At 72.8% G+C, this 20,665-nt stretch carries 17 protein-coding genes; 8 read left to right on the forward strand and 9 right to left on the reverse strand.

The genetic code is table 11. From position 1 onward, the window contains the following. Nucleotides 1-19 precede the first annotated feature (19 nt). The 3 genes from ACIPSE_RS42145 to ACIPSE_RS42155 form a co-directional block, all read right to left on the reverse strand. Entirely contained in the window at nucleotides 20-934 is a 915-nt protein-coding gene (locus ACIPSE_RS42145; protein WP_401674275.1) for a DMT family transporter, read from the reverse strand. Nucleotides 935-957: 23 nt separating this feature from the next. Further along, nucleotides 958-1,713: an ArsR/SmtB family transcription factor gene (locus tag ACIPSE_RS42150; RefSeq protein WP_401674188.1), complete on the reverse strand. Its 756-nt coding sequence runs from the start codon at nucleotides 1,711-1,713 to the stop codon at nucleotides 958-960. 64 nt (nucleotides 1,714-1,777) lie between these two features. Beyond that, nucleotides 1,778-4,738 carry a glycoside hydrolase family 2 TIM barrel-domain containing protein gene (locus ACIPSE_RS42155; RefSeq protein ID WP_401674277.1) on the reverse strand — a complete coding sequence of 987 codons (2,961 nt, stop codon included), beginning with the start codon at nucleotides 4,736-4,738 and terminating at the stop codon, nucleotides 1,778-1,780. A 247-nt stretch (nucleotides 4,739-4,985) separates the two neighbouring features. Here ACIPSE_RS42155 and ACIPSE_RS42160 point away from each other — a divergent pair, with 247 nt between their 5' ends. Beyond that, entirely contained in the window at nucleotides 4,986-5,987 is a 1,002-nt protein-coding gene (locus ACIPSE_RS42160) for a LacI family DNA-binding transcriptional regulator (RefSeq protein ID WP_401674190.1), read from the forward strand. Nucleotides 5,988-6,369: 382 nt separating this feature from the next. On the opposite strand, the gene ACIPSE_RS42165 is transcribed toward ACIPSE_RS42160, so the two are convergent. Beyond that, nucleotides 6,370-7,017 (reverse strand): TetR/AcrR family transcriptional regulator, encoded by a 648-nt coding sequence (locus tag ACIPSE_RS42165; RefSeq protein ID WP_401674193.1) that lies wholly within the window; start codon nucleotides 7,015-7,017, stop codon nucleotides 6,370-6,372. Between the two features lie 117 nt (nucleotides 7,018-7,134). On the opposite strand from ACIPSE_RS42165, the gene ACIPSE_RS42170 reads away from it, so the two are divergent. The 3 genes from ACIPSE_RS42170 to ACIPSE_RS42180 all read left to right on the forward strand — a co-directional run bounded on the left by ACIPSE_RS42170 (nucleotide 7,135) and on the right by ACIPSE_RS42180 (nucleotide 9,389). Then, the gene (locus ACIPSE_RS42170) at nucleotides 7,135-8,286 is read left to right on the forward strand and encodes an acyl-CoA dehydrogenase family protein (protein ID WP_401674279.1); all 1,152 of its coding nucleotides are present in this window, start codon (nucleotides 7,135-7,137) and stop codon (nucleotides 8,284-8,286) included. Nucleotides 8,287-8,375: 89 nt separating this feature from the next. After that, nucleotides 8,376-8,663 (forward strand): YiaA/YiaB family inner membrane protein, encoded by a 288-nt coding sequence (locus ACIPSE_RS42175; RefSeq protein ID WP_401674196.1) that lies wholly within the window; start codon nucleotides 8,376-8,378, stop codon nucleotides 8,661-8,663. A gap of 96 nt (nucleotides 8,664-8,759) precedes the next feature. Next, on the forward strand, nucleotides 8,760-9,389 hold the full coding sequence (locus tag ACIPSE_RS42180; RefSeq protein ID WP_401674281.1) for a TetR/AcrR family transcriptional regulator: 630 nt from the start codon (nucleotides 8,760-8,762) through the stop codon (nucleotides 9,387-9,389). A 7-nt stretch (nucleotides 9,390-9,396) separates the two neighbouring features. Here ACIPSE_RS42180 and ACIPSE_RS42185 read toward each other — a convergent pair whose 3' ends face one another. Continuing rightward, nucleotides 9,397-9,858 (reverse strand): MaoC family dehydratase, encoded by a 462-nt coding sequence (locus ACIPSE_RS42185; protein WP_401674198.1) that lies wholly within the window; start codon nucleotides 9,856-9,858, stop codon nucleotides 9,397-9,399. Nucleotides 9,859-9,964: 106 nt separating this feature from the next. On the opposite strand from ACIPSE_RS42185, the gene soxR reads away from it, so the two are divergent. Beyond that, complete coding sequence (gene soxR, locus ACIPSE_RS42190; protein ID WP_401674201.1) at nucleotides 9,965-10,432, forward strand: redox-sensitive transcriptional activator SoxR; 468 nt, start codon at nucleotides 9,965-9,967, stop codon at nucleotides 10,430-10,432. 487 nt (nucleotides 10,433-10,919) lie between these two features. On the opposite strand, the gene ACIPSE_RS42195 is transcribed toward soxR, so the two are convergent. Both ACIPSE_RS42195 and ACIPSE_RS42200 read right to left on the reverse strand, forming a co-directional pair. Then, nucleotides 10,920-11,672: a 3-keto-5-aminohexanoate cleavage protein gene (locus tag ACIPSE_RS42195; RefSeq protein WP_401674284.1), complete on the reverse strand. Its 753-nt coding sequence runs from the start codon at nucleotides 11,670-11,672 to the stop codon at nucleotides 10,920-10,922. 86 nt (nucleotides 11,673-11,758) lie between these two features. Further along, entirely contained in the window at nucleotides 11,759-12,361 is a 603-nt protein-coding gene (locus ACIPSE_RS42200; protein WP_401674203.1) for a hypothetical protein, read from the reverse strand. A 255-nt stretch (nucleotides 12,362-12,616) separates the two neighbouring features. Here ACIPSE_RS42200 and ACIPSE_RS42205 point away from each other — a divergent pair, with 255 nt between their 5' ends. Continuing rightward, a complete protein-coding gene (locus ACIPSE_RS42205; RefSeq protein ID WP_401674205.1) occupies nucleotides 12,617-15,412 on the forward strand; it encodes a penicillin acylase family protein in 2,796 nt (931 codons plus the stop codon). Nucleotides 15,413-15,441: 29 nt separating this feature from the next. On the opposite strand, the gene ACIPSE_RS42210 is transcribed toward ACIPSE_RS42205, so the two are convergent. Together ACIPSE_RS42210 and ACIPSE_RS42215 are read right to left on the reverse strand one after the other, a co-directional pair. Further along, entirely contained in the window at nucleotides 15,442-16,749 is a 1,308-nt protein-coding gene (locus ACIPSE_RS42210) for a serine-threonine protein kinase (RefSeq protein ID WP_401674207.1), read from the reverse strand. Between the two features lie 108 nt (nucleotides 16,750-16,857). Further along, nucleotides 16,858-18,090, reverse strand: coding sequence for an exo-beta-N-acetylmuramidase NamZ domain-containing protein (locus ACIPSE_RS42215; RefSeq protein WP_401674210.1), 1,233 nt, complete (start codon nucleotides 18,088-18,090; stop codon nucleotides 16,858-16,860). 119 nt (nucleotides 18,091-18,209) lie between these two features. Between ACIPSE_RS42215 and ACIPSE_RS42220 the strand changes: the two genes are divergently transcribed. Beyond that, on the forward strand, nucleotides 18,210-18,983 hold the full coding sequence (locus ACIPSE_RS42220; protein WP_401674212.1) for an SDR family oxidoreductase: 774 nt from the start codon (nucleotides 18,210-18,212) through the stop codon (nucleotides 18,981-18,983). Continuing rightward, nucleotides 18,980-20,647 (forward strand): class I adenylate-forming enzyme family protein, encoded by a 1,668-nt coding sequence (locus ACIPSE_RS42225; RefSeq protein WP_401674214.1) that lies wholly within the window; start codon nucleotides 18,980-18,982, stop codon nucleotides 20,645-20,647. Before ACIPSE_RS42220 ends, ACIPSE_RS42225 begins: the two co-directional genes overlap by 4 nt. Nucleotides 20,648-20,665: the final 18 nt, after the last annotated feature.

Consider the following 20,665-nt stretch of genomic DNA (forward strand, 5'->3'; position numbering starts at 1 on the left):
TGCTCCGGCCGGTCCGGGCTCACACCGGACCGGCCGCCTTCGCGGGCCGCGCTTGCCTCGCCGCCGCCCGCGAGCGGGACACCGCGACGCCCGCCAGGCACAGGGCCCCGCCCGCCAGGGTGAGCGGGCCGGGCACCTCGCCGAGGGCCAGCCAGGACATGAGGACGACCAGGGCCGGCACCGCGTACGTCGTCGCGCCCATACGGCTCGCGGTCGTCCGGGCCAGGGCGTAGGCCCAGGTGGTGAAGGCGAGGGCGGTCGGGAAGACGCCCAGGTAGACCATGTTGAGGGTCGCCGACAGCGGCGCGTCCGCCGCCTGGCCGGCCAGTTGCCCGGCGAACGGCAGGCAGACCACCGCACCGACCAGGCACCCGTACGTCGTGACCTGGAGCGCGCTCGCCGAGGCCAGCGCGGGCTTCTGCGCCACGACCGCCGCCGCGTAGGCGACCGCCGCGAGCAGGCACAGCACCACGCCGAGCACCGAGGACCCGCCGTCGCCCGACATGGACAGCCCCACCGTCACCGCGCCCGCGAACGACACCGCCATGCCCGCCAGCAGCCGCGGCGGCAGCGGGTCCTTGAGGAACCGCGCGCCCAGCAGCGCGATCAGGATCGGGCCGACGTTCACGACCAGCGCCGCCGTCCCCGCGTCCACCCGCTGCTCGCCCCAGTTCAGGGCCACCATGTAGAACCCGAACCAGAGCAGCCCGGTGACCGCGATGCCGGGCCACGCGGCCCTCGGCGGCAGCCCCTCGCGCCGCAGCGCGCACAGCGCGACGAGGACGACGGCGGCCGACAGCAGCCGCCCCAGGGCCAGGGCGCCCGGCGCGTACGACGCGCCCGCGCTGCGGATGGAGACGAACGCGGAGGCCCACAGGACGACGGTGACGCCGGCCGCGCCGACAGCCGTGAGGTCGCTACGGCGGAGGTTCATCATGCTCCCGAGACTAGGAAGGTTCACGGCGCGGGGCTCGCGGATTCCGGACCGTGCGGTGGGGCGCGCAGAGCCGTCGCCGTGATGCCCAGGTGTTCCGCCAGGGCCCGTTCGCCCGCCTCGGTCACCTTCACCGCCCGCTCCGAGCCGATCCGCACGCACCACCCGGCGTCCAGCGCGTGCCGGCACAGCGCCGCACCCGCCACGCCCGCCAGGTGCGGCCGTCGCTCCGTCCAGTCCAGGCAGGCACGGGCGAGCGGGCGGCGGCCCTTGCGGTCCAGGGGGACACCCAGGTCCTCGAACCAGCGCAGCCCGGCGTCGGTGAGCGCGAACCCGGTCTCCTGGAGCAGGAGACGGCGTTCTGTCAGGGAGTCGGTGATGAGGATGCCGAGCCGCCCGGCCAGATGGTCGTAGCAGGTGCGGCCCCGTGCCATCGCCGAACCGGCGCCGGCCTCGCGCAGGGTGCGCGGTCGCGGGTCCGGCGGGAGGTGCGCGGACAGCTCCTCGACGAGCTGCGCGGCACGCGCGTCGGCGAGCCGCACGTAACGGTGGCGGCCCTGGCGTTCCTCGGCCAGCAGCCCGCCCGCGACCAGCTTGCCGAGATGCTCGCTCAGCGTGGACGCGGCGACCCCGGCGTGCCGGGCCAGCTCGGTCGCCGTCCAGGCACGGCCGTCCAGCAGTGCCAGCAGACACGCGGCCCGCGTCTCGTCCGCGACGAGTCCCGCGAGCCGGGCCAGCCCGGCGGCCCGGGGGTTCCTGGAGGTCATGCGTCCCAGCATGCGGCAGGGACGCTTCGGCGCGCACCGAAGCGTGGTGGGCCCCGGTGCGCGCCGAACCCGTCGGTCAGCCCGCCGTCAGACGCAGCCTGATCGTGCGCGCCTCGGGCCGCAGGGAGAACGCGGGCCGTACGTCCGGACCACAGGCCCGGGAGCCCAGACCGTGCTGCGCCGCGTCGATGATCAGATGACTCGTGGCGGACTCCGGCAGCTCGTGCGGGTGCCCGGCCCGGTCGATCTGCTGCGGGGTGTGCCGACCGAGACTGAACCCGGGACGGCGGCCCTGCGCGTCCGGCAGCGCCGTGATCCGCAGCACCTCCGTGTCCGCGCTCGTCAGGGTCAGCCGCCGCAGCTGCGAGCGGTGCCCGGTCTCCTGGGGGCGCGCGTAGTCGACCGACAGGTCCCCGATGCCCGAGGCGAAGCGGCCGGTGCGGGCCGCGCGGACACTGTCGGGGTAGGACTCGAAGGGGCCCAGGCCGAACCAGTCCGCGCCGTCCACGGGAGCCGTCCCGTCGGGCAGCTCGAAGCGCACCCCGATCCGCGGCCACACCGTGCTCCAGCCGCGGGACGGCTCGATCTCGACGCGCAGTTCCAGCTCGCCGTCCTGGAGCGTCCAGACCGTCTCCACGGTCACCGCCAGACCGGAGTCCGCCGCGGATACCCGGTCGACGGTCCGCAGCGCGTCCGTCGCCTCCTCCACCAGGACGCGCCGCGCGACCAGCCGGTCCAGGCCCTCCCGGCGCCACAGCTCCGCGCTGGACACCCCGGCGACGGAGTGGTCGCTGCCCTCGATCCGGTCGGCCGGGCTCTCGTCGTTGTCGGTGGGCGCCCGGAACAGCTCCAGCCGGGGGCCGTTCACCTCACGCCCGGCGAGACGGGTCAGCGAGCCGCCGGTGAACTCGGCGATGCCGAGCGCCAGCGTGCCCTCGCCCGCCCGCCAGCCGCCGCGGAACCCGGCGGCGGGCACGGGACGCCGTACCGAGCGGTCCAGCTGGGCGGTCGCGATCTCGTGGCCCTCCGGCGCCCAGGCGGTCTCCGCCGCCAGCACCGCCTCGACGGTCAGCCAGGTCTCGGCGTCCGGGGCCGCCGCGACCGGCGGCAGCGCCACCCGCACCGTCCCGCCCGCCGCGACCTGGGGCACCTGGAGGTCCCCGGAGTCCACGAGGTCGCCGTCGTGCTCGAGACGCCAGCGGAACCGCAGGTCGGAGGTGTCGGCGGAGTGCCGCAGGTTGGTGACCGCGAGCTCGTCGCCGTCGAACGCGAAGCGGAGGGGCTGCACGACCGCCTTGTACTCGTACAGGCCCGGCGTCGGCACGTCGTCGCTCAGCACCATGCCGTCCATCACGAAGTTGCCGTCGTGCACGACCTCCCCGAAGTCCCCGCCGTACCCGAAGTACGGCGTCCCGTCCGGGGTGTGCGTCAGGATGCCGTGGTCGCGCCACTCCCAGACGAACCCGCCGTGCAGGCGCGGGTAGCGGTGCACCAGGTCCTCGTAGTCGTCCAGGGCGCCGGGCCCGTTGCCCATCGCGTGCGCGTACTCGCACAGCAGGAACGGCTTGGAGCGCTGCCGGGCGCTCTGCGCGGGCGTGCAGCCGAGCAGCGGCACGTCCGGGCCGTCGGGGCCGTGCGCGCCGATCAGCTCGGTCTCGGCGACCATCGGGTACATCCGGGAGTAGACGTCGGTGTACTCGCCCGCGTAGTCGCCCTCGTAGTGCACGGGACGCCCGGTGTCGCGGGCGTGCGCCCACGCCGACATGGCGGCGAGGTTGGCGCCGGTGCCGGCCTCGTTGCCCAGCGACCACATCACGATGCCCGGGTGGTTCTTGTCCCGTTCCACGGTGCGCTCGACGCGGTCCAGGCAGGCCGCGCGCCAGGCCGGGTCGTCGGTCGGGTTGCCGGTCCAGCCGACCTTGTCGAAGCCGTGGGTCTCCAGGTCGCATTCGAGGACGACCCAGAAGCCGAGCTCGTCGGCGAGGTCCAGCAGCCGGGGGTGCGGCGGGTAGTGGCTGGTGCGGATGGCGTTCACGTTGAACCGCTTCATCCGGGCCAGGTCCTCGCGGGCGTGCTCCTCGTCGAAGACCCGGCCCCGCTCGGGGTGCGCCTCGTGGCGGTTCATGCCGTGGAAGACGACCCGGCGCCCGTTGACGAGAAACAGGTCACCGCGTATCTCGACCGTGCGGAACCCGATCCGCACCGTGACGGTCTCGGCGGCCGACGACACGGTCGCCTCGTACAGGCGGGGCTCCTCGGCCGACCAGGGCAGCACCTCGGCGATGTCGAAGGGCGCCACGTCGGCCGCCGTCGCCCAGACCCGCTCGACGCCGAGCTCCGGGATGCGCAGGGTGACCGGGAACGCCGCCGCGTCCGCGGTGACCTCCGGGTCCAGCCGGCCGCGCCCGTCCTCGTACCCGGTGCGCAGCCACACGTCCTCCACGCCGCCGGCCGGGCGGGCCAGCAGCGTCACGTCCCGGAAGATGCCGGGCAGCCACCACTGGTCCTGGTCCTCCAGATAGCTGGCCGCCGACCACTGGTGCACCCGCACGGCGACGACGTTGTCACCGGGGCGCACCGCCGCCGTCACGTCGAACTCGTGGGCCAGCCTGCTGCCGCTCGCGCCGCCGATCTCGACGCCGTTCACCCACACCCGGAACAGCGACTCGACGCCGTCGAAGCGCAGCACGATCCGCTCGGCGTCCGCCCAGTCGGCGGGCACCTCGAAGTGCCGGCGGTAGTCGCCGGTGGGGTTCTCGTCGGGGACGTGCGGCGGGTCGATGGGGAACGGGAACTGGATGTTGGTGTAGCTGGGGCGGCCGTAGGCCCCGTCGCCCTCCAGCACCCAGTGCGACGGCACCGGGATGCTGTCCCAGGCCTGGTCGTCGAAGCCGTCGGCGGCGAAGTCCTCGGCCACGGCCGCCGTGGGCGACAGCCGGAAGCGCCACGGCCCGTTCAGCGAGCGGGCGGGGGCGTCGGAGCGCAGCCACGAGCGTGCCGGGCGCAGCGCGCCGCGCCAGGGCGCGGTGTCCGACACGTACGCGGTCGAGGACGCGGGGGACGAGGCGGGCGAGGGGAACTCGGTGGGCAAGACGGTCACAACTTTCTTCGACAAGGGGCTGACAGCGGTACTGTGAGCGCTCCCGTTACCGCTCCCGTGAGCGGTAACGGAACCTGCTGGGGAGTCTGTGCTTCTCCGCACCGGAGTGTCAAGGCTCCGTCGCGCGCGTGCATACTCGGTGTCCCTGCGGCGCGGGCGCGTCGGCAATGACCGGAGGTGAGTGATGGCGTCGTCGGGGACCGGACCCCGCCGGGTGACGATCGACGACGTGGCCCGGGAGGCCGGGGTGTCCCGGCAGACCGTGTCGCGCGCGCTCAACGACAAGGGCGAGATCGGCGCCGCCACCAAGCAGCGCGTCCTGGACGCCGCCGAGGACCTCGGCTACCGCCCCAGCCGGTTCGCCCGGGGGCTGGTGCGGCAGGACGCCTTCAGTGTCGGGCTCGTCATCCCCGACCTCCTCAACCCCTTCTTCACGGAGGTCGCCGCCGGCGCCCTGGACGCGGCCCGCACCCACGGCTGGCACGTCGTCGTCTACGACACCGGCGGCCGGGTCGAGGAGGAGCGCGGCACCCTGGAGGTCATCGCCTCGCAGGTCGACGCCGTGGTGGGCTACCTCAGCCTGCCGGAGGACGAGATCGACAAGCTGACCCGGGGCCTGCCCGTCGTCCTCATCGACCGGGAGCACCGCACCGAACGCTTCAGCTCGATCCGCGTCGACGGCGAGCGGGGTGTCCACGCGGCCGTCCGGCACCTCACCGGGGCGGGCCACCGGCGCATCGGCATGCTCGACCTAGGGAAACGCTCCGCGCCGAGCGTCCGCCGCGACTGGTTCGACACCGCGATGACCGCGCACGGGCTGACGGCCGACGCCGTGTGCCGCGCCGACCAGACCGTCGAGGGCGGCGAGAGCGCCCTGGAGCGGCTCCTCACCGAGCATCCGGACGTCACGGCCGTCCTCACCTTCAACGACATCATCGCGATCGGGGCCCTGCGTGCCGCCCGCAGGCTGGGCCGCCGCGTCCCGGCCGACCTCGCGGTCATCGGCTTCGACGGCCTCCGTCTCGGTGCCCTCGTCGACCCCCCGCTCACCACGATCGCCCTCGACACCCGAGCCCTCGGAGCCCTCGCGGTCGAACAGACGGCCCGCCTGCTGACCGGCGCGGGCCCGCTCCGCGGCGACGAACTGGTGGTGCGGGCACAGCTGTTGCTGCGCGAGTCGGCGTAGAGGGCTGTCTCCGGGCGGGAGTTCGGGGGCGCGGGCGCGGGGCCGGGCGTCTCGCGGACGCTCGCGCCGGCGGGTGCGGATCCGTTGCGGGGGAGCGAACGTGCGGTGCGGGCCGAGCTGTTGCCGGTCGGTCCGCCTGAGGGCCGGGGGTGACGGGCAGGTGGGCTCGGCCTGTCCGGCGAGGGGGTCCCGGCCGGGTTCCGGCGGCCCTCCCGGCCGCGGTGTGTCCACGGGGTCGGCGTCCGGCCGGCCGGGGCGTGAGCCGTGCTCTAGGAGCGGAGGTTTCTCGGGGCGTGCCGCCGCCGCTCGTGCGGGGCCGCATGCGGGCGGCTCGGCGGAGGCCCGGCCGGACAGGTCGGCGCGGCGGCGTGGCCGGCCGGGGCTAGGCCGGTCGGCGTGCGGCCTGGTACTGGTCGGCCAGACCGCCCAGGAGGGCTGCGAGCCCGGTTTCGAAGGCCAGTTCGTCGACCTTCTCCTGGTGCCGGGCCAGCAGGTGGGCCTGGCCGAGGTGGGGGTAGTCGGCGGGGTCGTAGGCGCTCTCGTCGCTGACGAAGCCGCCCGCGAAGGAGCCGAGGGCGGAGCCCATGATGAAGTACCGCATCAGCGCGCCGATGGAGGTCGCCTGGGCCGGCGGCCAGCCCGCCCGCACCATCGCGCCGTAGACCGCGTCGGCGAGCCGCAGTCCGTGCGGGCGGCGGCCGGGGCCGGTGGCGAGGACCGGGACGATGTTCGGGTGGTCGCGCAGGGCGGAGCGGTAGGAGACGGCCCAGTCGTGCAGCGCGGTGCGCCAGTCGCGGCCGTCCCCCTCCTCGAACATCGACAGGTCGACCTGCGCGCTCACCGAGTCGGCGACCGCCTCCAGGATGTCGTCCTTGGTGCGGAAGTGGTTGTAGAGAGACGGCCCGCTGACCCCCAGTTCCGCGGCGAGCCGCCGCGTGGAGACGGCCGCGAGGCCCTCCGCGTCCACGAGCGCCCGCGCCGTGTCGACGATCCGGTCGGTGCTGAGGAGGGGCTTGCGCGGTCGGGCCATGGCGCACATAGTAGGGCTGCGACGAGAAACTAGCAGTGCTAATTTAATGGCAGACCTTCAATGGCGGAACTTCAATGGCGGACCGTCCCGGAAACTTCCCTGTGGGGTGATCTCGTGGTGAACCTGGCGCTCAGCGACGAGCAGGAGGCCGTACGGCGGCTCGCGCGCGACTTCGTGGAGCGCGAGATAGCCCCCCACGTCGTCGCGTGGGACCGCGCCGAGGACGTCGACCGGTCGATCGTGAAGAAGCTCGGCGAGGTCGGTTTCCTGGGGCTGACCATCGACGAGGAGTACGGCGGCTCCGGCGGCGACCACCTCGCGTACTGCCTGGTCACCGAGGAACTCGGCCGCGGCGACTCCTCCGTGCGCGGCATCGTCTCCGTCTCGCTCGGCCTGGTCGCCAAGACCGTCGCCGCGTGGGGGAGCGAGGAGCAGAAGCGGCGCTGGCTGCCGGGGCTCACCTCCGGCGAGTACGTCGGCTGCTTCGGTCTCACCGAGCCCGGCACCGGCTCCGACGCCGGGAACCTCACCACGCGCGCGGTCCGCGACGGCGACGACTACGTCATCGACGGCGCCAAGATGTTCATCACCAACGGCACCTGGGCCGACGTCGTCCTCCTCTTCGCCCGCTCCACCGACGCCCCGGGCCACAAGGGCGTCAGCGCCTTCCTCGTCCCCACCGACACCCCCGGGCTGAGCCGCCGCACCGTGCACGGCAAGCTCGGGCTGCGTGGCCAGGCCACCGCCGAGCTCACCCTGGAGGGCGTCCGCGTGCCCGCCTCCGCGCTGCTCGGCGAGGAGGGGAAGGGCTTCTCCGTCGCCATGTCGGCGCTCGCCAAGGGCCGGATGTCGGTGGCCGCGGGCTGCGTCGGCATCGCGCAGGCCGCGCTCGACGCCGCCGTGCGCTACGCCGGTGAGCGCGAGCAGTTCGGCAAGCCGATCGCCGGACACCAGCTCGTCCAGGAGCTGATCAGCGACATCGCCGTGGACGTGGACGCCGCGCGCCTGCTGACCTGGCGGGTCGCCGACCTGGTCGACCGGGGTCTGCCCTTCGCCACGGAGTCCTCCAAGGCCAAGCTGTTCGCCTCGGAGGCCGCCGTCCGCGCCGCGAACAACGCCCTCCAGGTCTTCGGCGGCTACGGCTACATCGACGAGTACCCCGTCGGCAAGCTCCTGCGGGACGCCCGCGTGATGACCCTCTACGAGGGCACCAGCCAGATCCAGAAACTGGTCATCGGGCGCGCGCTGACCGGCGTATCGGCCTTCTGAGCACGGCACTTGGCGCGTGTCGCGGCTGAGTACCCGGTCTGAGTACCCGAGCGGATGTGCGCCGGGTCCGGCGCCGCGATGCTCGTCCCATGAGTGACACACGGGTCAAGCAGCAGAACACCGCCGCCTTCTACGGTCAGGCCGTCGCCTCCTTCGGCATCGCCATGGCCGCCACCACCATCGGCATCTACCGGCTGAACACCGACGCCTGGGTGCGCGCGTTCCTCGCCGTCGCCGTCCTCTACCTCGTGACCTCGGCCTTCACCCTCGCCAAGGTGGTCCGGGACCGCCAGGAGGCCGGGCAGATCGTGAGCCGCGTCGACCAGGCCCGCCTGGAGAAGCTGCTCGCCGAGCACGACCCCTTCGAGAAGCTCTGAGCGACGATGCCGAACTGCGGCGCTCTGCGGACTAAGCGCTCGCTCACCTGGGGCGGTATGGTGGTCCCCTTGTACGTGGAGAGGGGCGAGGAAGCGATGAGTACGGCGGAGGAGACGGCCGGCGGCGAGACGCAGGCGTGGGGCGAGGTCACGCCCGACGCGGCGCGGCGGCTGCTGATCGCCGCGGTGGAGGCCTTCGCCGAGCGCGGGTACCACGCCACGACGACCCGGGACATCGCGGGCCGCGCGGGCATGAGCCCGGCCGCGCTGTACATCCATTACAAGACCAAGGAAGAGCTGCTCCACCGCATCAGCCGGATCGGCCACGAGAAGGCCGTGGACATCCTGCGCACGGCGGCCCGCCGCGAGGGCACCGCCGCCGAGCGGCTCGCCGACGCGGTCAGCTCCTTCGTCCGCTGGCACGCGGGCGGCCGGACGACGGCCCGGGTCGTCCAGTACGAGCTGGACTCACTCGGGCCCGACGCCCGCGCCGAGATCCTCACCCTGCGCCGCCAGTGCGACGCCGAGGTGCGCGGGATCATCGAGGACGGCATCGCCGCCGGTGAGTTCGACGTCCTCGACGTCAAGGGCACCACGCTCGCCGTCCTGTCGCTCTGCATCGACGTGGCCCGCTGGTTCAGCCTCGACGGCCCCTGGACGCCCGACGAGGTCGGCGCGCTCTACGCCGACCTCGTGCTGCGCATGGTGGGCGCACCGGTCAAGTGAGCGCTGCTCAGAGGTAGTAGCGGGACACCGACTCCGCCACGCACACCGGCTTGTCCCCGCCCTCGCGCTCCACGCTGAAGCCGACGGTGACCTGGACGCCGCCGGGCACGTCGTCGACGCCGTTGATCGTGGCGGTGGCCCGCAGCCGGGAGCCGACCGGGACGGGGGCGGGGAAACGGACCTTGTTGGTGCCGTAGTTGACGCCCATCTTCACGTTCTCGACCGTGATGAGCTGCGGCCCGAACAGCGGGAGCAGCGAGAGGGTGAGATAGCCGTGCGCGATGGTGGTCCCGAAGGGGCCCGCGGCGGCCTTCTCCGGGTCGACGTGGATCCACTGGTGATCGCCGGTGGCCTCGGCGAACAGGTCGATCCGCTTCTGGTCGACCTCCAGCCAGTCGGTGTACCCCAGCTGCTCGCCGACCGCCGCCCTGAGCTCCTCGGCGGAGGTGAAGATCCTCGGCTCTGCCATGTCCCGGCCTCCCGATACGTGATGTCTAAGCAACTGCTTAGCATGGTCGGCCGTGGGGGCGATGTCAACGGACGCCCGGCCCCGGCGGGTGGGTAGGGTTGCCGGGGTGCCCCAGATTCCCGAGAAGATCCACGAGCTCACGGTCGGCCAGCTCGCCGCGCGCAGCGGCGCCGCCGTCTCCGCCCTGCACTTCTACGAGACCAAGGGGCTGATCAGCAGCCGCCGCACCCCCGGAAACCAGCGCCGTTACCACCGCGACGCCCTGCGCCGTGTCGCCTTCGTCCGGGCCGCGCAGCGCGTCGGCATCCCGCTGGCCACGATCCGCGAGGCGCTCGCCGAACTCCCCGAGGAGCGGACCCCGACCCGGGAGGACTGGGCCCGGCTCTCCCAGGCCTGGCGCTCCGAACTCGACGAGCGCATCAAGCAGTTGAACCGCCTGCGCGACCACCTCACCGACTGCATCGGCTGCGGCTGCCTCTCGCTGGACACCTGCGTCCTGTCCAACCCGGACGACGCCTTCGGCCAACGCCAGGGCACAGGCTCCCGCCTCCTGATCGAACGAAACCCCGACTGAAACCCCGACTGAAACCCCAACTGACCTACGGCCCCCGGCCGAGGTGGCCCGGCCCGCGTCCGCGGCGCGTCCGCCTCCGTTCCGGTGGCAGCCTGCACCGGCGCCTGCGTCCCGCCCACCGGCGACGCGGCGCACGGCCGTCCCGCTGCCCGATCCGCTGAGTACGACCGGACGCGCCGCTCGAACCCCGTGCCCGCCGTGAGGCGACCCGCACATGCGCTGCATCGGCGCCTGCCTCCCGACGGGTGACCGCCCGCCTGGCCACCTCACCGGTGAAGCAGCCGTACCGCCCTGCCCCGGTCCGCCGTGCCGCCCGGGGATGTGCAAGGCGGTGTCACCGGCCCCGCGGGGCGGTTACCACTGCGGTGTCGGCGCGGACGGGATCTTCGGCCGTGACGCGCAGCGTCGGCCTCGGGGCTCCTCGGGTTCCCTCGGATGCGTCTCATCGCCTCCGACTGTCCGTACCGGAAGCGGTGGAGCGCCCCGGTCAGCGGCTGCCGGTGTCCCCGGGTTCCTGTGTCGTCGCCGGCCTGCCGGGCAGGGCGCGCGCCGCTGCCACCAACTCGGCGTTGGACGACGCCGGTTCGCCGTCCGGGAGGAACAAGGTGTCCTCCAGGCCGATGCGGGTGGCCAGGCCGAGCCGACGGGCGAGCCGGAGCACCGGCCAGGCGCCGCCGTCCTCGCCGTGGAGGAGGACCGGGCGGCCGTGGGCCGGGCCGATGGCGGCCAGCAGGGCGCGGGCCGTGGCCCGCGCGGTGGCCGGGGCGGGGTCGGTCACCTCGGCCAGCACCCGCAGCACCCGGGGCCCGAGCGGGGAGCGGGCGAAGCGGGCCGCCCCGTCCGTCCCGGACCAGATGCCCGCCTCCACGCCGACACCTCGCTCGATCAGCAGCGCGGCCACTTCTTCGGCGCCCGGCTCGTGCCAGTTGACCGAGGCGTGGTCGGGCAGCACCGTCCAGGACCGGACCCGCGCCAGACGGGCCGCGGGGTCGGGCTCCGCCCACGCGCCCGTGGTCACCCCGACCGGCACCGTGACCTGGGCCCGCAGCGCCTGGAGGGTCGGCGCGAGCACCCGGGGCGAGAGACTGTCGTCGCCGCACGGGGACTTGGGGTGGACATGGACATCGGTGGCGCCCGCCGCGACTGCCTCGGCCGCGGAACGCGCCATGGCCTGCGGCGACACCGGCAGGGCGGCGGACCCGGCCACGGCCCGGGAGCCGTTGAGGCACACCTGGAGCAGGTCCGGGCCGCCTCGGACACGGGGGTGCGGCATCCCCGGCGCACCCCCGCCGGTACCTCCGCCGGCACCGGTCTCTCCCGGCGGTCTCAGGCGGACACCAGCAGCCGTCCGCGCCTGGACGTCGCCAGGGCCTCGGGCGTCAGCACCGGACGCGGCACCACGATCCCGCAGTCCGCGCAGACCGGGCCCGAGGACGGTTCATGGGCCAGGTCGTACTTCCACAGCAGCCGCTCCCCCCGGCACACCGGGCACGCCGCCCCCGGTTCGCGTTCCAGCGCGGAGATGATCCTGCGCAGCACCTCGGCCAGCGACTCACGGGGGTGCAGGCGCGGGTCGTCGCACCACGCGACGCCGAAACCGCCCCAGGTCAGCCGGTGCCAGTCGTCCACACTGCCCGGCCGGCGCAGCCCGTCGTGCTTCTCCTTCTTGCGCCGCTCGGCGAACCCGACCTCATAGGCCAGCCAGACCGAACGCGCCTCCTCCAGCTCCTCCAGCGCGGCCACGAGCCGCGTCGGGTCGGGGGAGCGGTCCTCGGGACCGAATCCCGCCCGGGCGCACAAGTGGTCCCAGGTCGCCCTGTGCCCGTACGGCGCGAACCGCTCCAGGCACTTGCGCAGTGAGTAGCGCCGCAGCGCCAGATCACAGCGCGTGTCTCGCACCTGTCTCGCCAGACTCCGGAAACCGGCCATCGCCCTGCACCTCCGTCACACCTGCACCTGTACTTCGGTCACTTCGGCGACGCCGAACGGGTGTCACGTACGAGTCCCGCGTACGCGTTCCGCACGGCGTTGACGAATAGACGTATCGACATGCGATTCGGCTCCATCGGTTTTCCGATGACCTCCATCAGCCGGTCCCCTCACCGAAAGTTGACGCATGTTCATCTTCAATCCCGGGGATACCGCCGGTAACGTCCCGCACCATCCCCGTCCGTAGGAGCTGCCATGTCCCGGCATCCCTCACGCACCGCTCTGGACAGACTGAGAACTCCCGGAAAACTCCCCGGGTTCCTGAAGGCCGCATCGGTATGCGCACTGATTGCCGGTCTTTTGTCACCTCTTTCCCAAGCGGCCTCCGCGGCGGAGACCGCCGTGGACGCCGCCGCCGTCACGGACTACTGCGGCGGCCAGTGCTCCGACATCCTGCCGCCCGGCGAGAACGGCAACGCCACCCTCGCCCAGATCCTCCTCAACCAGGCGTTCGGCACCCAGCCCGACCACGCCGAGGACCAGCTCGGCCCGTACAACAACCTCGCCAAGGGCTACTCGACGCTCACCAACTCCACGATCAACACCTTCTTCAACGACGCCTCCTTCGGCGTCGCCTCCGACCAGGTCGCCTCCACCCTGAGCCCGGGTGGCCGCAGCGACGTGACGATCGTCCGCGACAAGAAGACGGGTGTGCCGCACATCACCGGCACCACCAGATACGGCACGGAGTACGGAGCCGGGTACGCGGCGGCTCAGGACCGGCTGTGGCTGATGGACGTCTTCCGGCACGTGGGGCGCGGCCAGCTCACCACGTTCGCCGGCGGCGACCCCTCCAACCAGGGTCTTGAACAGCAGTTCTGGCGCAACGCCCCCTACACCGAGGCCGACCTCCAGGCCCAGATCGACCGTGCCGTGGCCAACGCCGGCACCCGGGGCACCCAGGCGCTCGCCGACGTCAACGCCTACCTCGACGGCATCAACGCCTACATCGACGCCTCCGACAGCGGCCGCTACTTCCCCGGCGAGTACGTCCTGACCGGGCACAAGGACTCCGTCACCAACGCCGGCACGATCGACCACTTCAAGACCACCGACCTGGTCGCCCTCGCCTCGGTGATCGGCGCCCTGTTCGGCTCCGGGGGCGGCGGCGAGGTCAACAACGCGATCTCCCTGCTCGCCGCGCAGGAGCAGTACGGCGTGACCCAGGGCACCGCCGTCTGGGAGTCGTTCCGCGAACGCAACGACCCCGAGGCCGTCGTCACCGTCCACGACACGAGCTTCCCGTACGCCACCAAGCCCGCCGCCCCGCAGGGCGAGGCCCTGCCCGACGACGGCTCGGTCGCCACGGAACCGATGATCTACGACGCGACCGGCACCGGTGCCGACCAGAGCGCCTCCGAGGCCACCGCCACGGCCACCGCGACCGCCCTCAGCTCCGCGCGGCGCGGCATGTCCAACGCCCTGGTGGTCAACGGCTCGCACACGGCGAGCGGCCATCCCGTCGCCGTCTTCGGCCCGCAGACCGGCTACTTCGCCCCGCAGCTGCTGATGCTCCAGGAGATCCAGGGCCCCGGCCTCAGCGCCCGCGGCGCCTCCTTCGCGGGGCTCAGCATGTACGTCGAACTGGGCCGCGGCCAGGACTACGCGTGGAGCGCCACGACCTCCGGCCAGGACATCATCGACACCTACGCCGTCGAACTGTGCCAGGACGACTACCACTACCTGTACCACGGCACCTGCACGGCGATGGAGAAGGTCGAGCAGAAGAACTCCTGGTCACCGACGACCGCCGACGACACCGCGGCGGGCGCGTACACCATGCGCGTCTGGCGCACGAAGTACGGCCCGGTCAGCCACCGGGCGACCGTCGGCGGCAAGAAGGTCGCCTACACCACCCTGCGCTCGTCGTATCTGCGCGAGGCCGACTCGATCATCGGCTTCCAGATGCTCAACGACCCGGACTACGTGAAGAGTCCGGCGACCTTCCAGAGCGCCGTGCAGCACATCAACTTCACCTTCAACTGGTTCTACGCCGACTCCCAGCACATCGCCTACTACAACAGCGGTGACAACCCGGTGCGCGCCAGTGGCGTCGACCCCGAGTTCCCGGTGTGGGCGCAGGCGGCGTACGAGTGGCAGGGCTGGAACCCGACGACCAACGCGGCCACCTACACGGCCGCTTCGGCCCACCCCAACTCCGTCGACCAGGACTACTACATCTCCTGGAACAACAAGCAGGCCGCCGACTACTCCAGCGCCCCCTGGGGCGAGGGCTCGGTGCACCGCGGCAATCTGCTGGAGGACCGGGTGAAGAAGCTGGTCACCGCGGGCGGCGTGACCCGTGCCTCGCTGACGAAGGCGATGGCCGAGGCGGCGCTCGCGGACCTGCGCGCCGAGGACGTGCTGCCGGACCTGCTGAAGGTCGTCAACAGCAGCACGGTGACCGACTCCACGGCCGCGGCGGCGGTGACCAAACTCCAGGCCTGGCTCACCGCGGGCGCCCGACGCACGGAGACGTCGTCGGGGTCGAAGGCCTACGCCAACGCCGATGCCATCCGCATCCTGGACGCCTGGTGGCCGCTGCTGGTCAAGGCCGAGTTCCAACCCGGCCTCGGCAGCGAGCTGTACACCGCGATGACCGCCAACCTGCCCGTCGACGAGTCCCCTTCGGCCGCGCACGGGCCGACCGGCGCCCACGCGGGCAGCTCCTTCCAGTACGGCTGGTGGAGTTATGTCGACAAGGACATCAGAGCGGTCCTCGGGGAGACGGTGCAGGGCCCGCTCGCGCAGAAGTACTGCGGTGGCGGCACCCTCAGCGCCTGTCGCGACATCCTCATCAGCACCCTGAAGACGGCGGCCGGGACCTCCGCGTCCACCGTCTACCCGGGCGACGACCTGTGCTCGGCGGGCGACCAGTGGTGCGCCGACTCGATCGTGCAGCGCACCCTGGGCGGCATCAAGCACTACAACATCAGCTGGCAGAACCGTCCGACCTACCAGCAGGTGGTGGAGTTCACCTCACACCGGTGAGCAAGCCCTGAACCACCCCTGGCGGCGGGTCACTTGATACGGCCCGCCGCCACCACCACCTGCGCCAGTTCCCGGTGCACGATGTCGCTGTGCGCCCCGGCGGGAGCGCCGCCCCGCCGGACGACCTGAGCCGCGTCGATGTTCACGCACCCCGACAGCGGCAGTGTCGTCAGCAGCGCGTCCGCGAGCTTCCACGCGCGCGTGCCCGGCACCGCCTGCACCCCGTCGTAGCCCATCGCGCCCCACTTGGCGCCCAGCAGCCGTCCGACGTCCGGGCCGGCTGCTCCCTCCGCGTTCCCGGCCAGGCGCGAGGCCAGCGGGTACATCGTGCCGAGCGCCGAGTCGAAGTGGGAGTAGCAGCACACCAGGGGACCGTCGATCCGGTTCTGCCGGCCCTGGAGGGCCCCGCCCGCGCTCGTGTCGTGCGGCAGCCGGGCCGCGAACGCGTAGTGCGAGAAGGCCCCTTGGAGCAGCGTCACCGACTTCACCGCGCGCACCCCCTGCGGCAGCCCGCGCAGCGCGAACGACACCAGGCGTCCGCCGAAGCTGTGCCCGACCAGATGCACCCGCAGATCGGCCTTGTGCGCGGCGAGCCGCCCGATCGCCGGTCCCAGCCCGCGTTCACCGACGGTCCCGGCCCGCCGCTTCATGGCGTAGTACGTGGCCTGGCGCAGCAATTCGTGGGCGCCGTCCCAGAGGTCGGGCAGGGCGAACGAGGCCGGACCCCCCTCCGGGGCGAGGGCCCGCGCGAAGTCCTCGCACACCCCGGCGGCCGGGCCGCGGAACATGTCCGGCTCGCGCTGCGGTACGCCGTCCACCAGGGTGTCCGCCCCGAACCCGGCCTGCGGCGCCGTCGGTTCCACCTCGACAAGGAGCCGCACCAGCCGCCCGAACTCCTCCAGTTCGGGCTCCTCGCGCGGCCCGCCGTCCAGCAGCCGGTCGATGCGGTCGATCACGGTCGTACGGCCGGGGAAGATCTCCAGCAGCGCCTGCCGGGTGTCCTTGTCGAGGCCGGACCGCTGCCCGGTGTCCGCCGCCGCACTGCGCGGGAAGTCCGGGATCGGCTCGTCGGAGAACCGCATCGAGGGCCACACCACTCCCACGAACCCGAGCCTCGCCGTCGGCGCGAGCCCGGGGATCGGGGCGAAGAAGCGGCTGAACAGCCGGGTCGCGCCGGAGCGGTCGGTGTTCCAGCCGTGCGCGAAGACGACCAGATCCCGCACGTCGTGCTCGACGATCCCCGCCAGCAGCCGGTCGCGGCGCCGGCCGTCCGGGTCGCCGTCCGCGTCGAAGGTCAGTTCCCAGTACGGACTCACACTCATCGCCGGATCCGCCATGACAGGCCCCCTTGTCCCCCGAAATCGGTGCGATGCCGTCGCATCGTCCCGCTACGGGGCGAAGTTGGCCATACTCGGCGCATCAACTGTCGCCGTGGCAAAAGGGGTTCATCTGTACAGCAGATACTCCGCGCGGACCCGGCGGAACGCGGCCAGTTCCTCCTGCCAGCCCGCCACCACCTCGTCGGGGCCGGCCCCGGCGTCGATCGCGGTCCGCACCTGCGCGGATCCGGTCAGCTTGTCGATCCAGTCGTCGGACCGCCAGGCGAACCCGTTCCACACCCGCTTGGCCGTCACCAGCAGAGCGATTCCGGTGCGCACCGGGTCGTAGGCGGCCCGGTCGTGCACATGGAGCTGCACCCCGCCGATCGTCCGGCCCTGGAACTTGGAGAAGGTGGGCGCGAAGTACGCCTCCCTGAAGCGCACCCCGGGCAGGTCCAGTCCGTTCGCCGCGTCCGCCCAGCGTCCGTCGATCCCCTCCGCGCCGAGCAGTTCGAAGGGCCGGGTGGTGCCGCGCCCCTCGGACAGGTTCGTGCCCTCGAACAGGCATGTGCCCGCGTACACCAGTGCCGTGTCCGGGGTCGGCATGTTCGGGCTCGGCGGCACCCACGGCAGCCCGGAGGCGTCGGGGAACTCCGACCGCCGCCACCCGCCGGCCCGGACGACGTCCAGCGGCACCGGTGCCGTCAGGAACTCCCCGTTGAACAGCCGGGCCAGCTCGCCGACCGTCATGCCGTGCGCCTGGGAGATGGGCCGGCGGCCCACGAAGGTGGCGAACTCCGGGTGCAGCACGGGCCCTTCGGCGCGGCGGCCGGTGACGGGGTTGGGCCGGTCCAGGACCACGAACCGCTTCCCGGCGAGCCCGGCCGCCTCCATGCAGTCGTAGAGCGTCCAGATGTAGGTGTAGAAGCGGGCACCGACGTCCTGGATGTCGAAGACGACCGTGTCCACGCCGGACACGGTGAACACGTCGGCCAGCGGCTGCCCGCTCTTCAGGTACGTGTCGTAGACCGGGAGTCCGGTCGCCGGGTCGTCGTGGCGGCCCTCCGAGCCGCCCGCCTGGGCGGTGCCGCGGAAGCCGTGCTCGGGGCCGAACACGGCTCTGAGGTCCACCCGGTCGTCCGCGTGCATCACGTCCACGATGTGGCGGACGTCACGGGTGACGCCGGTGGGGTTGGTGACGACCCCCACGCGCTGCCCGTCGAGGAGGGCGTAGCCGTCGGCGGCGAGGCGCTCGAACCCCGTGCGGAGACGGGGTGCCGCCGCCGAGGCCCCGGATGCGGCGGACAGGGTCGTGGCCGCCGTGGTCGCTGCGAGTAGTGCTCGTCTGGAGAGGCGCATGGGGGGCACGGTATTGCGCGGCGGGTCCCCGGGAAAGGACGCGCCCGGGGCCCCTTCCCTGCTACATACCGACTGGTTAGTCTGGCCGTCTGCCGCAGAGCCGCAGTCGAAGGAGATTGATGGTGGAAGCCGTTCAGGGTGCAGGTGTCGTCGTCACGGGGGCCGGAGGGGGCATCGGGGCCGCCCTCGCCCGGCGGTTCGCCGCCGAGGGGGCCCGTGTGGTCGTCAACGACCTGGACGGCGGGCGCGCCAAGGCCGTGGCCGAGGAGATCGGCGGGATCGCCGTCGCCGGTGACGCCTCCGCGATCGTCCGCGAGGCCATGGACGCGCTCGACGGCACCGTCGACGTGTACTGCGCCAACGCCGGAGTCGGCCGCGACGGCGGAGAGCCCGGTGAGCCGCTCGACGAGAACGGCTGGGCCCTGTCCTGGGACGTGAACGTGATGGCCCACGTCCGCGCCGCGCACGCTCTGCTGCCGCAGTGGCTGGAGCGCGGTGGCGGACGGTTCGTGTCCACCGTGTCCGCCGCCGGACTGCTCACGATGATCGGCGCCGCCCCGTACTCCGTCACCAAGCACGGCGCCTACGCCTTCGCCGAGTACCTGTCCCTGACCTACCGGCACCGCGGCCTCAAGGTCCACGCGATCTGCCCCCAGGGCGTGCGCACCGACATGCTCGCCGCCACCGGCAGCGCCGGCGACCTGGTGCTCAGGCCCACCGCGATCGAACCGGAGGACGTGGCCGACGCCCTCTTCCGCGGCATCGAGGAGGACCGTTTCCTGATCCTCCCGCACCCCGAGGCCGCCGCCTACTACCAGGCCCGCGCCGCCGAACCCGACCGCTGGCTCACCGGCATGAACCACCTCCAGCAGAAGTGGGAGGAGGTGCGGTGACCGGCTCCCGCTACGCGGCCAGGCCCTGGACCGCCCTGCTCAGCGACGCCCAGCGCGCCCCCGTCACCCCCGACGACTCCCTCGTGCACGCCCTGCGCCGGGTCGTCGCCGACACCCCCGACCGCACCTTCCTCGCCTACTTCGACGGCCGCCTCACCTACCGCGAGGCCGACGAATTGAGCGACTCCGTCGCCGGACACCTCGCCGCGCGGGGGCTCGAACCCGGCGACCGGGTGGCGATCCTGCTCCAGAACTCCCCGCTGTTCGTCCTCGCGCTGCTCGGCGCGTGGAAGGCGGGCGCGACCGTCGTCCCCGTCAACCCCATGTACAAGTCGGGGGAGGTGGCGCACGTCCTGCGGGACGGCGAGGTGGCCGCGCTGATCTGCTCCGACCGCGCCTGGGAGTCGTATCTGCGCGAGACGGCCGCGGACTCGCCGGTGCGGATCGTGCTCACCGGATGCGAACTGGACTTCCAGACCCGCGACGACCAGCGCGTGCTCGCCTTCGAGCGGCTGCCGCAGGCCGCCGACGCCGAGGACCTGACAGCGGTGGCGGGCGCCGGGCACCAGGCTCCGCGGGACCGCGACCCGGAGCCCGCCGGCATCGCGCTCATCAGCTACACCTCGGGCACCAGCGGCACCCCCAAGGGCGCCACCAACACCCACGGCAACATCATGCACAACGCCGAACGCCAGCGCACCGGCCTCGCGCTGCCGGACGCGCCCGTCTACTACGCCCTCGCGCCCCTGTTCCACATCACCGGCATGGTCTGCCAGCTCGGCGCGAGCCTCAACAGCGCGGGCACGCTCGTGCTCACCTACCGCTTCGACGCGGGCGTCGTCCTCGACGCGTTCGCCGAGCACGCCCCGCACTACACGGTCGGCCCGTCCACCGCCTTCATGGCGCTCGCCGCCCACCCGGCCGTCACCCGCGAGCACTTCGCGTCCTTCGTCAACATCTCCTCCGGCGGCGCCCCGCTGCCGCCCGCCCTCGTGGAGAAGTTCCGGGCCGGCTTCGGCCCCTACATCCGCAACGGCTACGGGCTCACCGAGTGCACCGCTCCCTGCGCCTCCGTGCCGCCCCAGCTGGAGGCGCCCGTCGACCCGGTCTCCGGGACCCTCGCCGTGGGCGTGCCCGGTCCGGACACCGTCGTACGGATCGTCGACGAGCGGGGCGCCGAGGTGCCGTTCGGGGAACAGGGCGAGATCGTCGTCAGCGGACCGCAGGTCGTGCCCGGGTACTGGCGGCGGCCCGACGCCACCGCCGAGACCTTCCCGGACGGCGAGCTGCGCACCGGGGACATCGGGTTCATGGACGAGCGGGGCTGGCTGTACGTCGTCGACCGCAAGAAGGACATGATCAACGCGTCCGGCTTCAAGGTGTGGCCGCGCGAGGTCGAGGACGTCCTGTACACCCACCCGGCGGTGCGCGAGGCGGCCGTCGTCGGGGTGCCCGACGGCTACCGCGGGGAGACCGTCAAGGCGTACATCAGCCTGCGGCCCGGTGCCGACACGGACCCGGATGAACTCGCGGTGTACTGCAAGGAGAGACTGGCCGCCTACAAATACCCCCGGCACGTGGAGATCCTGCCCGAGCTGCCCAAGACGGCGAGTGGGAAGATCCTCCGGCGGGAACTGCGATCCCGCGGGCAGAACGAGCGGTAACGAACGGAAAGGCAGGTG

This window comes from Streptomyces sp. NPDC090106 (assembly GCF_044747265.1).
In the GTDB taxonomy this organism is placed as follows: domain Bacteria; phylum Actinomycetota; class Actinomycetes; order Streptomycetales; family Streptomycetaceae; genus Streptomyces.